At 42.4% G+C, this 15,353-nt stretch carries 12 protein-coding genes and 2 pseudogenes; 8 read left to right on the plus strand and 6 right to left on the minus strand.

Going from position 1 to position 15,353, the window contains the following annotated elements:
- From AABK37_RS19880 to AABK37_RS19915, 8 genes and pseudogenes are all read left to right on the plus strand, one after another.
- Positions 1 to 190: hypothetical protein (locus AABK37_RS19880; RefSeq protein WP_432553268.1), on the plus strand; the 190-nt coding region annotated here is incomplete at its 5' end.
- A 35-nt stretch (positions 191 to 225) separates the two neighbouring features.
- Positions 226 to 576 carry an NAD(P)H-quinone oxidoreductase subunit M gene (locus tag AABK37_RS19885; protein ID WP_039741249.1) on the plus strand — a complete coding sequence of 117 codons (351 nt, stop codon included), beginning with the start codon at positions 226 to 228 and terminating at the stop codon, positions 574 to 576.
- Positions 577 to 940: 364 nt separating this feature from the next.
- Complete coding sequence (locus AABK37_RS19890; RefSeq protein ID WP_432553269.1) at positions 941 to 2,257, plus strand: esterase-like activity of phytase family protein; 1,317 nt, start codon at positions 941 to 943, stop codon at positions 2,255 to 2,257.
- A 772-nt stretch (positions 2,258 to 3,029) separates the two neighbouring features.
- Positions 3,030 to 5,366, plus strand: coding sequence for a protein phosphatase 2C domain-containing protein (locus AABK37_RS19895; protein ID WP_432553270.1), 2,337 nt, complete (start codon positions 3,030 to 3,032; stop codon positions 5,364 to 5,366).
- Positions 5,367 to 5,495: 129 nt separating this feature from the next.
- Positions 5,496 to 6,408: pseudogene (locus AABK37_RS19900) on the plus strand (protein kinase domain-containing protein); the annotation flags it as partial.
- 805 nt (positions 6,409 to 7,213) lie between these two features.
- Positions 7,214 to 8,794, plus strand: a complete 1,581-nt coding sequence (locus AABK37_RS19905) for a CHAT domain-containing protein (RefSeq protein WP_432553271.1) — start codon at positions 7,214 to 7,216, stop codon at positions 8,792 to 8,794.
- Positions 8,781 to 8,975: a hypothetical protein gene (locus AABK37_RS19910; protein ID WP_432553272.1), complete on the plus strand. Its 195-nt coding sequence runs from the start codon at positions 8,781 to 8,783 to the stop codon at positions 8,973 to 8,975. The genes AABK37_RS19905 and AABK37_RS19910 overlap by 14 nt, the downstream gene beginning before the upstream one ends.
- Positions 8,976 to 9,054: 79 nt before the next feature.
- Entirely contained in the window at positions 9,055 to 9,699 is a 645-nt protein-coding gene (locus AABK37_RS19915; RefSeq protein WP_432553273.1) for a hypothetical protein, read from the plus strand.
- Positions 9,700 to 10,227: 528 nt separating this feature from the next.
- On the opposite strand, the gene AABK37_RS19920 is transcribed toward AABK37_RS19915, so the two are convergent.
- The 6 genes and pseudogenes from AABK37_RS19920 to AABK37_RS19945 form a co-directional block, all read right to left on the minus strand.
- Positions 10,228 to 11,601 (minus strand): PrsW family glutamic-type intramembrane protease, encoded by a 1,374-nt coding sequence (locus tag AABK37_RS19920; RefSeq protein ID WP_432553274.1) that lies wholly within the window; start codon positions 11,599 to 11,601, stop codon positions 10,228 to 10,230.
- Positions 11,602 to 12,278: 677 nt separating this feature from the next.
- Positions 12,279 to 12,881 (minus strand): DJ-1/PfpI family protein, encoded by a 603-nt coding sequence (locus AABK37_RS19925; RefSeq protein WP_432553275.1) that lies wholly within the window; start codon positions 12,879 to 12,881, stop codon positions 12,279 to 12,281.
- A gap of 151 nt (positions 12,882 to 13,032) precedes the next feature.
- Entirely contained in the window at positions 13,033 to 13,491 is a 459-nt protein-coding gene (locus AABK37_RS19930; RefSeq protein ID WP_432553276.1) for a nitrate reductase associated protein, read from the minus strand.
- 17 nt (positions 13,492 to 13,508) lie between these two features.
- Positions 13,509 to 13,967, minus strand: coding sequence for a phosphate-starvation-inducible PsiE family protein (locus tag AABK37_RS19935; RefSeq protein ID WP_432553304.1), 459 nt, complete (start codon positions 13,965 to 13,967; stop codon positions 13,509 to 13,511).
- A 399-nt stretch (positions 13,968 to 14,366) separates the two neighbouring features.
- A pseudogene (locus AABK37_RS19940) lies at positions 14,367 to 14,576 on the minus strand (molybdopterin dinucleotide binding domain-containing protein); the annotation flags it as partial.
- A 26-nt stretch (positions 14,577 to 14,602) separates the two neighbouring features.
- Positions 14,603 to 15,292, minus strand: a complete 690-nt coding sequence (locus tag AABK37_RS19945; protein WP_432553305.1) for a helix-turn-helix transcriptional regulator — start codon at positions 15,290 to 15,292, stop codon at positions 14,603 to 14,605.
- Positions 15,293 to 15,353: the final 61 nt, after the last annotated feature.

Consider the following 15,353-nt stretch of genomic DNA (forward strand, 5'->3'; position numbering starts at 1 on the left):
CTCTAACCATTTGGCGCTCCAATACCCAAGATTTTGGGTGCTAATTGTGGATTATTGTGCGCCATTTGGGGGAGCGCGAAGCGTCTTTGAAGGAGAAGCCTGCCCAATTTTGGACAGGTTTTTCCCAAGGGTGCGCTTCAGATTCCGAATCCGAGAAGGCATTCAAGACAAGGAAGAGCGTTTACAATAATTTCAGTGTAATCAACCAAAATCTTACACCGTTTTATGGACAACCCGATGCTGCTCAAGTCAACAACCCGGCATATCCGCATTTTTGCCGGAGAAATTGACTCTCATGGCGAACTGGTTCCTAGCGATCAGGTCTTGACGTTAGATGTAGACCCAGACAACGAATTTAACTGGAACGAAGACGCGCTGCAAAAGATTTATCACAAGTTTGATGAATTGGTCGAAGAATCTAGTGGCGCAGACCTGACAGACTACAACTTGCGCCGCATAGGGTCAGATTTGGAGCATTACATGCGATCGCTTCTGCAAAAAGGCGAAATCAGCTACAATCTCACTGCCCGCGTCACTAACTACAGCATGGGTCTTCCCCAAGTCGCCCAAAAATAACGAGGGGAAGGGGGAATGGGCTTTTTTAAGAGGGGAAAAGGGCAAAGGGGAAAGGGTAAAGGTATGGAAATAGAGAGTTATTTAAATCACTCCTGGGATATTTTTCTTTTCCTTTCCCCCTTTCCCTTTTCCCTTTCCCCCTCCTGAATGGGGAATGGTGAGTCCAGCGAGAAAGGGAGGGTTTCCAAGAGTGCCGGCTCTGGCTCTCCCGTTGGGGGAATGGGGAATGGAGAGAAGGTGAATAAAAATAATTACCAATTACCAATTACCAATTACCTATTACCAATGCCCTATTCCCAATGCGAGCGTGCCCGTTGCCCCCTTTTATCTAATGACTAAATTTTTGGCAAGCAGGCTTATCTTTATGCCTGCTCTTATTTTCCCAGTGTTGCTCAACTTTCAGACACTAGCCGCCGAACTGGTAGGACGTGCAGTTTTACCCGCAGATACTTTTGCTCCTGGTTCAACCACAGGTCAATTCAAGAAGACAAATCGCACCGTTCCTTTTATCAATGCACAACCCGTGCAGGGATTTTCTGCTGTCATACCAGGACCAAAAGTCGGCACTTATCTAGTAATTTCCGATAACGGTTTCGGATCAATTGCGAATTCACCTGACAACGTGCTGCGTATTTACGCACTAGAACCGGATTTTACCACGGGTCAAGTTTTCCCAGTTAATTTCCAAACTGGTGAAAGACTTAAAAGCTTCTCCCTTGAAAGTTTTCTAGAACTAAATGATAAAAGAAATTTAGCTAACTTCCCCATAATCGCTTCACAGAAAGTTTATCGAGGTAGTAGCATTCCCGTCAGTCGCGAAATAGCTAAAAATCGCTTGCTGACAGGAGGAGATTTTGATACGGAATCCTTCCGCCGAGTCAGTGATGGCAGTTACTGGATAGGAGATGAGTTTGGTCCGTTTTTGCTACACGTAGGACAAAATGGTGAATTGCTGGATTCCCCGATTCCTTTGCCGAACTTTCTGGCAACTGATAAGTTAAATTTTGTTAAATCTCCAGATAATCCAGAATTCGCCAATTTGCCTGATGATACTGCCCGAATTGCTGCTGCTAATCTTGGTGGTTCTAAGGGGTTTGAAGGCTTGGCGCTTAACGGGAGCGGTACAAAGCTTTACGCGATGCTGGAAGGGGCATTAAAGGATGATCAAGCGCGATCGCGATCGCGCTTGTTAATTAATGAATTTGATTTAGCAACCAAACAGTACACAGGTAAAGTTTTTTCCTATAAGTTAGAAAACCCCAATTACGCAATAGGTGATTTAACTGCGATTAACGACAGCGAATTTATTGTCATCGAACGCGATAATAAGCAAGGCGATCCTAATAATCCAGCTTTTCAAACACCTGCTCAATTCAAACGCCTTTATAAAATTAATATCACCAATCTAGATAAACAGGGTTTTGTTCAAAAAGAATTACTAGTAGATTTGCTGAAAATATCCGACAAAAAAGGTATTGCTGGGAACCTTACCCCAAATAATATATTTGCATTTCCTTTTGTGACAATCGAAAACGTTTTGCCAATAGATGCCAGAACATTGCTGGCGATCAACGATAACAATTATGCTGATACCATTGGTCGTTATCCAGGGCAAGCCGATAATACTGAATTCATAAAAATTAGGCTAGATAAACCCTTAAATTTACTTAAAAGTCAATAATGTTAAGTTTCATTATCAAATTTGGGGAAAAAATACAGATATTAAGTCTTTGAAAATATAGATAAATTATCTATATTTTTATTTTGAGAAAATTGACTTGGCAATACTGATAAACTATTTTACAATATTTACACATAATTTTCACAGACAATATTCGTATTGGACAATCTATTTTCTTATTTTCTAGCTGGAGCAGAATATTTTTATCTTCAAGAGAATGTTATTAATTTTGATTACAGTTTGATTGAAGTCAATGTGCCAATCTGCTAGGCGCAAGTAGTGTAAGTGGTAATAAACCCAATTTTTGAGTGTCGCATCCGGACTTATTGCCATGAATATGAAGCCAGTAGCAATTAGTGGCTAACAATTCGTTATCTTTAGGCTTAATTAAGGTTAATTTATGTCAACCTACTTATAAACTATAAAAATACCAGCATTATCTGCCTTTTGCTGATGAGATAATTCATAATTAAGCAAACTGCATGTTCTGGTGGGGTTATGATTTGGTAACAGGTCTGTCCTTAATCGATGCTTTGGTGACAAAGAGTAACAGAGCAGAGAAGCTATGATCGGGCTGTAGGGTTTACTTAGGAGCATGTTAATTGGGAAAGTTGATAAAGTTGATAAATTAGTATTAGCACCTGCTGGCTGCCGCGCTGGCATTCCTCTGATTCATTCATCCACTATAAGTCAAGTTAAAACATCAGCGGTCTAAAGTGCCGCTGTCAGTGCTGTTTTTGGAAATTGCTAATCGCTGATCGGTGCGAAAATTATGGAAAATGACGCGGCAAGGCTGTATTGCCCAAATGAACTTTGTCAGACGCCCAACCCCTTAACTCACAAGTTTTGTCAGAAATGCCGTACACCCTTACCGAAGCGTTACCTCTGGGTGGTGGGAGATGGGGAAAGTGTGGGTAATGCCGGAGAAATATTAGCCGATCGCTATTTAGTCATCAGTCAATCAGTTCTTTTAGATACTAAACCCGCTTTTGCACATGAAACTCCAGGGTTAGAAAATTTACAGTCAATCAGACCTTATCTGCGACTAATTCCCTACCGCTTACACGTTCCCCAGGTATATGGAGTGCTACAGCTAGCTAATAACCAGCAAGCGCGAGAAATATTACTTTTAGAAAAACCGCCACTCTTCACCAATAACAGCACCAACCAAGTACAACTCTACAACGATTTAATTACTGCTTGGAGTCATGCCACATCGATGAAGCAACTCAATTGGCTGTGGCAAATCGCTCAACTTTGGCAACCTCTAGCGAGTGAGGGTGTCGCCTCTAGCTTACTCGATCCTAATTTATTACGGGTAGAAGGATCTCTAGTGCGTTTGTTGGAATTGCGCGTAGATTCAACAACACCAGAGTTACCTGAATTGGGTGAATTTTGGCAGCAGTTATGCCTCGAGGCAAAAAGTGCGATCGCCGAATTAATAAATCAAATTTGTCGTTCTTTGATTTCAGGAGAAATAAACTCCTCTGAACATTTAATAGAAGTTTTAGATAAAGGACTGGCAGACGTAGGCAAAACACAAACACCTACGATTAACATTATCACCAAAACCGAAACAGGTCCCAGCCGCCAACGCAACGAAGATGCGTGTTATCCTCCCGAAGGAACTCTTTTAAGCAAACCACCTCACTCTACAGCTTTAGCTATTGTCTGTGATGGTATCGGCGGACACGAAGGTGGTAATGTCGCATCACATTTAGCAATTGAAACGATTCAGCAGCAAGTACAGCATCTCACCAAACTTCCTCCCGACCACATAGTAGCGGCAAATCTGCTGACAGACTTAGAACAGGCAGCAGCAGTCGCCAATGATAAAATTAGTCAGCGCAACGACAGCGAAAATCGCCAAGGGCGTCAGCGCATGGGTACAACTCTGGTGATGGCGTTGCCTATTGCCCATGAAATGTATATTACCCACGTTGGTGATAGCCGCGCCTACTGGATTACACGCCACGGCTGCTATCAAGTTACCCTTGATGATGATGTCGCCTCGCGTGAAGTCCGGCTAGGCTATGCTATTTACCGTGAAGCTGTGCAACAAAGTTCCTCTGGTTCTCTGGTGCAGGCTTTAGGAATGAGTCCCAGTATCTCATTGCATCCTACGGCACAGCGGTTTATCCTGGACGAAGATTCGATTTTCCTGCTGTGTTCTGATGGTTTAAGTGACTTTGACCGAGTTGATGAATATTGGGAAACGGAAATCTTGCCGATTCTCACTGGCGAGACAGATGTTGTCAAAGTCGCTAATAGGTTAATCGAAATTGCTAACACCAAAAATGGACATGATAATGTAACCATAGCTTTAGTACATTGTCAAGTCAAATACTCTGAACCAAAGTCAAACTTGACAGCAGTCATTCCTGAACCTTCACCAATTAAAACTTCTGATTACGCGCCCACAGTAGTTCAAAACACTACCTCAAGCAGTCCCAACCAAAAAACGCAAGTAATTCCAGAAAGAAAGCCCGCAACAGCCTTAAAAGTGCCGTTACAGTTGGGAATTCTCTTATTATTAATTACGGGAGCCGGCTTTTTGGGCTACTGGGCGACGCAATGGTGGCGATCTGGTACAAATATTGGCACTCCTCCCAGTCAGGTGCAGGGTACAGATCCGAGTGTTGTCACTGTACCTGGGCAAGTATCGCTTTCTAATTTAGATGTTGGTTCTGAGATAACCAACGATAAAGAAATAACTTTGAGTAAAAACAAATCTGCCTCAAATTTAGTCTTCACAGCACCAGCAGGCAGTGTTTTGCAAGTTATCGAGAAACCAATTCCCCAACAGCAAGACTCTTTAGTGCGTCTGCAAGTCTGTTCAGTAGGTAGCGGGGCAACTCAACTGAATAATAACACTGGACAAACACTAAAAAAATCTAACAATAAACCAGACACCACTGCTTCTACTTTGGTGAAGAGGGGGCAAGACGGATGGATTAAATTATCGCAACTTCAAGGCTTAAAGCCGTCGATTTCCCGACCGGGACAATCTGGTAAATGTCAAGTTGATAATGAAACTGTAACTCCTTCTGTTAATCAGCCTGGGGTTACGTCTAGACCCAGACCCGCGCTTGATAATGATGACCGATGATGACTTTGCACCACAAAGGTGACAATAACAGTAGAACTGGCAGCTAAACTGTAAAAATTTGACAAGTTTGTTAAGAAAAATTTCTGAGAGAGTTATTATATTCTCCAATACAGTCACGCTTGCCAGACGATGATCTGCTGCCTCAACCCCAATTGTTCTAATCCCGAAAATCCTGACGGGAATAATTATTGTCAGAGTTGTAGCGTACCACTAACACCCTTGTTGAGAGGTCGCTATTTGATCGCCAAGTTACTTTCAGATGAGGGTGGATTTGGTAGAACCTATTTGGCAGAGGATATAGACAAGCTGAATGAACATTGCGTCGTTAAGCAACTTGCCCCAAAAAACCACAGAACTTGGGCGCTGAAGAAGGCGACGGAGTTGTTTCAAGAAGAGGCGAAGCGGCTGCAAGAACTAGGAAAACATCCGCAGATTCCCACTTTATTAGCTTATTTTGAGCAAGACAAGAACCTGTATTTAGTGCAAGAGTTTATTGATGGACAGAATTTGCTTAAAGAAATAAAACAGAGAGGAACGTATAGCGAAAGCGAGATTCGGCAACTTTTACTCGATTTACTGCCCGTTCTCAAGTTCATCCATGAGCGTGGGGTAATTCATCGAGATATTAAGCCACAGAATATTATGCGCCATCAAAGCGACGGCAAGTTAGTGCTGATTGATTTTGGAGCCTCAAAGCAGTTAACTGCAACAGTGCAGACTAAACCTGGGACTATTATTGGTTCACATGGGTATAGCCCAGTCGAACAGTTAAAGGGTGGTGAGGCATACCCAGCTAGTGATTTGTTCAGTTTGGGGGCTAACTGCTTTCATTTGCTGTCTGGAATTTCTCCTTTTCAATTATGGATAGATCATGGCTATAGTTGGGTCGTAAATTGGCGGCAATATTTGCGAAGTCCGGTTAGTAGTGAATTGAGTGAGATTCTAGACAAGCTGTTGGAAAAAGACTTTCAAGAGCGTTATCAATCAGCAGATGAAGTCCTTACAGACTTGACACCTCAGCCTTTACCACTGCCACCAATACCCCCAACACAGCCTTTACTACCGCGAATTCAGGCAATACCAACAGCGCCAGCTACACACTCAAAAGTGCTATTACAGTTGGGAATTCTCTTATTATTGGTTACGGTAGTCGGCTTTTTGGGCTACTGGGCGACGCAATGGTGGCGATCGCAATTAACTCCAAAAATTGGCAGTTCTCCAACTCAGGTGGAAGGCACAGATCCGAGTGTTGTCACTGTACCTGGGCAAGTATCGCTTTCTAATTTAGATGTTGGTTCTGAGATTACCAACGATAGAGAAATAACTCTGAGTAAAAACAAATCTGCCCCAAATTTAGTCTTCACAGCACCAGCAGGTAGTGTTTTGCAAGTTATAGAGAAACCAATTCCTCAACAGCAAGACTTTATAGTGCACCTGCGAGTCTGTTCAGTTGGTAACAAAGCTCAAGTAAACAATAGCACTGGACAAACAGTAAAAAAATTATCTAACACCAAATCCTCCACCACTGCTTCTACTTTGGTAAAGAGGGGGGAAAACGGATGGATTGAATTATCGCAACTTGAGCGCTTAAATCCTTTTATTTGGGCACCGGGACAATCCGGGCAATGTCAAGTTAACAGCAAAGCTGCGCCGGATGTTGTTATTCAATCGCCACCTTGATGATGATGTTCTGCCCCAAAGGTGACATCAGTTATCGAAGCACAAGTAAAAAAAACCTAAAATAATAAAGGGAAGAATCAGAATAAAAAATCAGCAAGGCAGAAATATTTACCTTGTAAAATTGTTCTTGGAAATAATTTGATTAAACCTTTTAGTTTAATGAATCCATGCCATCCCTGAACCTGGCGATCGCCCGTCTCGTCAATATCGGCACCGACAACTTCGCCATTTGGGTGGTCAACGCGCCGTATCCTAGTGGCTATGTTCTGCGTGACTGTGTATGGTCACCACACCTAACTCAAGCATGGATTGACTGGCAGGAAATGTTTGCTGGTCATAGTCGCTTGGATCTTCCTCCCGGTTCAACCCCTCCACCCACCAATCCACAAACTATGGACTTGGTTTCACCCCCCAATGGTCACACCGCTGGTCCTTACACTAGTCGTCTGATGCAATACTTGGGAATAAATTTGTGGCGTTGGGTATTTGACGGAGCTATTCTCGGTAGTCTAGAACGCAGTCAAGGCATGGCTATGGGTGAGCAGACACCTTTGCGCTTGCGATTGGAAATTCGCGACCCAGACCTCATTGCCCTACCTTGGGAAATTATGCAGCGCGAAGCTGGTCAACCCGCAATTTCGCTTAGTAAACAAGTGTTATTTAGTCGCACAACCACAGAAGTAGATCCTCTGCCGGATTTGCGAACAAATCCAGCTTTAAATATTCTGCTGGTTTTGGGATCTGACAAGAAACTTCAACTCGAACAAGAAGCGGCTATTCTCAAAAGAACTCTTTGCGATAGTCCTGTAGTCGGTAATCATTCTCAAGGATATGCGCCATGTACGGTGACTACACTTTTGCAACCAACTCGACAAGAGTTGATTCAAGAGCTAGAAAGCAGAGAATATAATGTTTTATTTTATGCCGGTCATGGTAGTCCAGCACCAGATGGAGGTTTACTGTTTTTGCAACCGGACATGACACTTAATGGCATAGAATTAGCGCAAGTATTAACCCGGAATAATGTGAACTTGGCGGTTTTTAATTCGTGTTGGGGAGCACAACCAGATGGGGTAAATCGCCAAGCTATACCCTCTAGTAGTTTGGCAGAAGTGCTGATTCGTCATGGTGTTCCGGCAGTTTTGGCAATGCGCGATCAAATTCGCGATGATGAAAGTTTAAGTTTTATTCAAGCTTTTGCCCAAGCTTTGCGAAAGCGTTTACCAATTGATGAAGCTGTAGCAGAAGCAAGGCAACATTTGTTAACAATTTATAAGTTCAATCAACCCGCTTGGACTTTACCAGTTCTGTACTTGCATCCCAATTTTAATGGGGAACTGATTCAGAGTTTTGATGAAGGAATTACCGAACTGCCGGAAACTGCCATCCCCAGTATAACTTCATCGGCTCCCACTGCTTGTTTGCGATCGCTTGACAAAGGTGTAACCTGGTTTTTACGAAGTGGTGTCACCCGTATCGGTCGCACGAAAGATAATGATATTGTCATCCCAGAAGGATCTGTTTCTAAACGACACGCAGAAATTTTATGCCGAAATAATCTCAGCGGTGCTACTCCCATCCGAACTTATTCCCTGCAAGATTTGTCCACTTACGGAACTACCTGGTTTTTAGCGGCAAACAGTTGGCAACAAATCCTCCGCCAGGAAGTACCCTTAAAATCGGGAATGCAGTTAAAGTTTGGTAGTCCTAAAGGTGAAATATGGCAGTTTATTATTGAAGATTCTTAAGACTGGGGACTGGGGACTCTTTACTGGGGATAAGGGAGATAAGGCAGACTTGGCAGACTTGGCAGACTTGGGGGCAGGGGGGCAGAAAGACAAAGAAAGACTTGGGGAGAAATATTTCTTCTTTCTTACCCCCGATCCCCCGATCCCCCGATCCCCCGATCCAATGCCCAATCCCCAATAAATCCAAATTATTTTACGGAAATCAGATTCTTCCACCTGTAGCTGTCAATACTGCTAAATAATCAATCGGGAGACGACAAATGGCTAAAAATATGAACGCTTCAGAAACTTTCCATCCCTTACCCTCTCAATTCGATTTAGAATTGTTGTCAGCTCTGCTGGAACCTGAAGATGCTACTTATCCCTGGAATCCTGCTGACGAAGAGTCAGAAATCTATTTTCGAGAACTAGAAGAACAGTTCGCTCAAGATTTAACAGATGAAGAACTAACAACTCATTCGCAAGCTTTTTACGGAAAACTTGACACGCTTTGGTCAGAAATTTCTGATTCTACGCACTACAATGATAATACAAAGAATGTTACTTTAGCTAATCTTCAAAAAACTTTACATTCGGCTTTTGCTGCCAGTGTACCGCAAAGTTGGTTAAACGCGATCGCTCAAAAAGCTTCAGAGATATTAAACACCAGCCGATCGATTGGCGATCAATTATTAGTTGAGTGTGTTCAGACTGTACTACCAAGTTGGGAAACAGAAGACCTTTTAGTTTTAGCGCGTCCTTACGCTTCTGCCATGCGAGGTAACGAACCGCAAAATGCAGATACAATCACGGAGATTAACAATCGAGAGTGGACAGCTTTATCTCAAATCGAACAAGCAAAAGTTAGTTTAGCGATCGCTCACTATGCCTTCACTCAATTAGATAATTTTCAATCAGAAACCTAAATTTAGAATTCTATGCATCTCGGTTGATTTTTTCAATGTGGCAAAGCAGCAGTGTAGCACTTTCTAGCATTTATGTTGCTAGTGTAATAGGGCAGAAAGTACGAAGACTTGTACTGTCAGCTTTTAGTTTTTCTCTGAATGCCTGCGTTATCTTCACGCCCTACGTGCCATTTTCAGAATCTTTAATTATCTTTTTCAAGGTATAACTTCGCCAGCTAATCACAAAATTAAAATAGACGCAAGACAAGCGTCATCTACCCAAAGACATAAAAGATAATTGAAGTTCAACAAACGTAGCGCCTGTAGTTAAAGCATCCAAATAATTCACTTGTCGCCCACGCCCGTCGCCCAAGTCCAGTGCCAGATGCAGATAGCGCGGGAAACCCGACGGCAGGTGCTATAACGTTCGTGACCTCCCAACGAAGAGAGCCATCGCCGGCACTCTTGTCCACCCTTTCTTTCTCGCTGGTCTCACCGCAACGCACTGCCTTTGCAACGCACTGGCTCCCCAAGTCATCCCCCCATCTCTCACTTTGGTCCGACAAAGCGGGTAGCGAAATTTTGCGATCGCGTTGGAGATAATACCCGTGCTTTGAGAATTGCTGCCATCAAAAAGGCGTAAGACAACACCCCAACCACCACCAAAAGTAAGGCATTGATTGATCCTGTTGCGTTCCACAAAGCGTGGAGTGCTGAAGCGCTAACATAACCAACAGGCAAAATCTGCCAACTTCTGCGGGGCTTGAGAACAGCCAACCCGATAAAATACCCTAGATACCCGCTGTAAGCCATGTGTCCGGCAACAGAGCCTAAAATGCGAGGAATTAACAGTTGCAATCCTACTAGTTGACCAGCAGCTACCCCCGATTGTACTGAAGCATTTTGAGTAATGTAAGGTACATACTGTCCTAAAGTTTCTAACAACGTGAAACCTACGGCAGAAGCAGTTCCGAGAAGAATGCCATCTAGAGGTTCCCAAACGCCGACACGTTCGCGTAAAGGCGAGGGTAATAAGCGAGCGATCGCATACGCTCCTAATACTGGCAGCGCCTTCAGTAATTCCTCCATCAAGCCTGCGCCAAAAAAGTAACGTACCAGTAACTCTGTGAAGGTAGTAGCATCTTGAGGTGAGGGCAAGTTACCAGGTAAAATGCCGCGAAATACGAAGATAAATATATCTAGTAAAGGACTGAGTAAAATCAGCGTAGTCGTTAATGCTGAAGCTAGTAGCACCCACCAAGGCTTTTGTTTGCCGCAAAGCTGATAGACAAAATAGTAAGCCGCAAAAGCGATGTAAGTAGCGACAATAACTTGATTGGCTTGCGGATGACCTACCGTGGCAAACATTAGTACTACAAAAACTACTGTCAGCATTCCCGGTATCAGGTATGCTTTACGAGTTAAATCTTTACCAGTAGAAATAATCGGAAACAGTTGAGTGAAGCTTACAGAATCTGGTTTTTGCATCGACTGGAGAGGAGTCGCAGCAGGTGGTAACGGTTTAGAAGCAGGTTGCGACATCACCGTTGCTTGGGGGATGATTTCGTACTCAAACAGTAATTCTGGTCCGTCGTAACCTAAAGTTATGCGATCGCCTGGTTGCAATTCCTGAGTACCTTGCAAGCGTTTTCCATTTAAATAAGTGCCATTAGCACTATTTAAATCAGAAATTACCCAGCTAAAGAAAGCATCTGCGGATGAAGACACGGGACGAACCACCGCATGACGACGGGATACCATCCGATAGATCATGGCATCGAAGACAACTTGGCAATTGGGGTCGCGTCCAATTACCGCGTCTTTACTGGCAAGCAGCGAGTAGCGAGATGCCGACCCAAAACCTGCTTCATTACCAGACACTAGCCGCAGAAAAGCATTATGTCTTGCGTTTTTCCCTGTCATTGAGTTAGAATTCGTTTCTCAATTAATTCGCTTAAATTATCACAGCAGCAGGACTTAACCGCAGCCACATCAACAGCAGCATTGCTAAATACAATATAGCCTCAGTTCCTGTTAAACAATTATAAATTTATAAATCAAAATTTCAGATAGTATTATCCCTGACAGGTAAGGATTCTGGCTATCTAAGGTGTATAAGTGCATTCTTTTTGGTAAGCTGTATGAAGTTATAGCTCATAGTTTATCTGCTTTTAAGCACTATATTAAAGTTTAAATGTCTGGTTATTGATTAAATATTAGTAGTCTTGATGAAGACTAATTGTATTTAAAAATATAAAAAGTATAAAATTTTTAGCGCTCAGTATTTATATCATGTCGGTTAAATCACACATATTGTAGAGACGTTCCAGACCGAACGTCTCTACGACGATATCAGTTGTTTTTGATTACTGACGAGCAACCTTTGACTGCTGACTATCTCAAAATCTATAGACCAAGATGCTTAACCCTCTTTTGTCACTTTGGGAGAATGCAATAGCCGAAAGGCTTACGGGGCTTTATTTTCCACTTTTTGTCTATGAATTTTAGTTTCTATTAGGAAATAAAGCCTAAAATCTTGATGGAATCAAAGTCTCAGAATCTGGCTGCGATTATTGTTTTCCGAGAGTGACAAAACAGGGTTAATTAACTTTCGCCACCTCTAGATGTTCTACCTTTGTGCCCAGTAGTTTCAGGAATTCTGCCAGCCAGCGGGGATGAGCAAGCCAAGCTTGAGCTGTAACTAAGTTACCATCAACTATTGCCTCATCAGCCGATACATCTACGTAAGTTCCTCCAGCAAGGCGTATGTCAGGACTACACGCTGGGTAAGCAGTACAACGTTTGCCTTGGAGTACATCAGCCGCAGCTAACAACTGTAAACCGTGACAGATAGCAGCGATAGGCTTGTTTGCTTGGGCAAAGTGACGGGTAATTTCTAACACTGTGCGATTCAATCGGATATATTCTGGTGCGCGTCCTCCAGGAATTACTAAAGCATCGTAGGTTTCGGCTTTTATTTCCTCAAATGTGGCGTTTAAAGTAAAGTTATGACCAGGTTTTTCACTGTAAGTCTGGTCCCCCTCAAAGTCGTGGATAGCAGTCCGCACCTTATCACCTGCTTTTTTATCGGGGCAAACTGCATGGACAGTATATCCTACCATTTGCAACGCTTGGAAGGGAACCATCACTTCGTAATCTTCCACGTAGTCGCCAACAATCATCAAAATTTTCTTTGTAGACATATTATTGTTTCCTTGGTTGGTTGTTATTTGTTAGTTGTTGGGCAATGGGCAATGGGCAATGGGCAATGGGCAATGGGCATTGGCAGTTACGAATTGAGAATGAGAGATTCTTTCCATGCCCCATGCCCCATGCCCCATGCCCCATGCCCCACTATCCACTAACTAAATTAAATTCGGCGATCGCTTTCGGGAAATTTTCGTTTTCATGTCCCGGACGACTGAGTTTAATTAGGGAAAAACGCTGCAACTCAGTTAAATTCGCCCACTGTTGGGGTGTGATGCTTGTACCTATTTCTTGAGCTTTTTGCTGAAGGCTATCTGGGACATTAGTCGCATCCGTCCATGCGGGATGAGGTTCGATAAATAATGTTGCTGGTGGTGTGCCGTTGCGTTGTAAAATCAAATTCTCAAGATACTCGCGGTATGCTTGAATTTCGCTTTCTGTCGTGCAAGGTAATTCAACTAAAGCTTCACGTTCAACTTGCGTCATATGACTCCAATCGGATAATTTCAGCTTGATACCACAAGTATCGAGTTTGTAGCGCACTTGCATGGGGATGCAACGTAGAGATTCAACAAAATCTGCCTCGAATTTAAAGAATACTGCCATAATATTCCTACGATGATTTAATATTTTGATTTAGAATTACTGTAACGAATAATCCAATAACTTATTGATAAAGCAAAAATTGCAATTGCCAAGCCAATTATTTCAACACCATCGGTTTTTTCTAAATCGAGTATAATAATTTTTCGCGATACAGCAATCAAAGAAGTTACAATAACTAACTCTACCTGAACAACGTGTTTTCGCAGATAAGCTGTGATATTTTCTAATATTTCTAAAGCAATTAAAATATTTAGAAATAAACCAAATATTTTAAATAATGTTCTGTTTATTTCACCATATTCTGTTGTAAAAAGTTCTTTAATCAGAAGCACTCCTAAGTCAAAAATCGCTACCAAAATTACCACAACCATCGCAAAAGATAAAATTTTGGAAACTATCACCTCTATGCTTTCAATGTGGTGCATAAAGTTGTCATCTTTGGTAGCTTCTTTAAATTGCCTGAATAGCTTCCACATCTTCTGCACCCCCCTGTGAAGTAAAAAGTGAAAAGCAAAAACAAAAAAGAAAAACCCCATAGATAAATCTATAGGATGGAAAAAGGATGCCTTACCAATTTGCGCTTTGTATTTATAAGGCGCTTTTTTCTTGTCTTGCATATCTCAAACTACGAGACAGTCAATAGTCAATAATCAATAGTTACAAAAACTATTGACTATGAAATATTCACCAATTCCCCGGATCTCCAAACATATTGTAGTGTATGTCTAGCAGCTTATCATTCTCCAGGTGGCAGTTGATAATGATTATTTGAATGCGTAATATTGATTAATACAGAACGACTTTGAGCCGCCCTATATTTTATCTGTACTTTCGTTAAGAAATGCGTTAGATTGTCACCAAAGGTGGTAGGGATGTCAGCCGACACCACTGGTTAATGACACTTGGTTAGGCAAGGTATTAACAGCAACTGGCACTAGTTGCACCGCACAAGCTTTTAATTGTGGTTGCAGTGAGTCGGGACAAGATTCTGGATGAGTGAGAGCGTTTGCTTCGGAATTTTCTGCCCACAGCGTACCCCAATGCATGGGGACAAAGACTGTACCGGGTGCGATCGCTCTTGTTACATCTTTGCCTGCGATTTTCATCGCTGTTACTTGGATTGAGAAAGCCTTGTGTTTGAAAAAAGCCGCGTTACTAATTCAGCACGAGATGAAACTTCAATCTTGCGAAATATTCGTTTTAATGCTTGCTTAACAGAATTTTCTGTAATCCAAAGTGCTGTACCGATTTCAGCATTTGTTAGTCCCTGTGCTACTAGTTCGGCAATTTCAATTTCACGCTGGGTTAAGCGATTAATCGCCAAAGAATTTAATTCTGTTGGTTGCGACCATAATGTTGCTAACTTGGTTGATAGATGTAGACACAGCCCACTTAAATCGGCAAGATTGTGAACATTAAAAGCAGAAGAACCTCGAACGCGAGTAAAGCCAACTCCGCCAACAAGACGACCATTACTGACAATTGGTCCAGCCATCACATGTCCGTGGTCAAAGCGCGAGCATATAGTCTTCCACATACCAGAAGGTAATAACAATTCTTCATGAACTGGAGCATGATGCTCAACTAAGTAGCGCAAAACTGGATTATGTTCTAAAGATAAAGCCAATTTCATCATGCCCGGAATATTTGTCTGGGTAAGGGGAAGCTCATTAAATAAAAAAAGCTTTGAACGTTGGGCAACAAAATACTCACCGACTTTAACCATGACGTGCAGTCGTAATTCTTGCTCATCACTAGCATGAGCTATTGCTTCAAATAAAGACTGCAAGGAATTTGTCATCATTACTGCTGCCAAGAGTACTCGTTCGAGGACTAGCCGTTATAACTGGCTGTTCTTAGTA

It is taken from the genome of Tolypothrix sp. VBCCA 56010, assembly GCF_050875635.1.
Classification (GTDB): domain Bacteria; phylum Cyanobacteriota; class Cyanobacteriia; order Cyanobacteriales; family Nostocaceae; genus Hassallia.

Excerpts from the sequence above, each read along its gene's own strand:
- AABK37_RS19885 (WP_039741249.1), top strand. The coding sequence starts at position 226 with ATGGACAACCCGATGCTGCTCAAGTCAACAACCCGGCATATCCGCATT.
- AABK37_RS19890 (WP_432553269.1), top strand. The coding sequence starts at position 941 with ATGCCTGCTCTTATTTTCCCAGTGTTGCTCAACTTTCAGACACTAGCC.
- AABK37_RS19895 (WP_432553270.1), top strand. The coding sequence starts at position 3,030 with ATGGAAAATGACGCGGCAAGGCTGTATTGCCCAAATGAACTTTGTCAG.
- AABK37_RS19905 (WP_432553271.1), top strand. The coding sequence starts at position 7,214 with ATGCCATCCCTGAACCTGGCGATCGCCCGTCTCGTCAATATCGGCACC.
- AABK37_RS19915 (WP_432553273.1), top strand. The coding sequence starts at position 9,055 with ATGGCTAAAAATATGAACGCTTCAGAAACTTTCCATCCCTTACCCTCT.
- AABK37_RS19920 (WP_432553274.1), bottom strand. The coding sequence starts at position 11,601 with ATGACAGGGAAAAACGCAAGACATAATGCTTTTCTGCGGCTAGTGTCT.
- AABK37_RS19925 (WP_432553275.1), bottom strand. The coding sequence starts at position 12,881 with ATGTCTACAAAGAAAATTTTGATGATTGTTGGCGACTACGTGGAAGAT.
- AABK37_RS19930 (WP_432553276.1), bottom strand. The coding sequence starts at position 13,491 with ATGGCAGTATTCTTTAAATTCGAGGCAGATTTTGTTGAATCTCTACGT.
- AABK37_RS19935 (WP_432553304.1), bottom strand. The coding sequence starts at position 13,967 with ATGTGGAAGCTATTCAGGCAATTTAAAGAAGCTACCAAAGATGACAAC.
- AABK37_RS19945 (WP_432553305.1), bottom strand. The coding sequence starts at position 15,292 with ATGACAAATTCCTTGCAGTCTTTATTTGAAGCAATAGCTCATGCTAGT.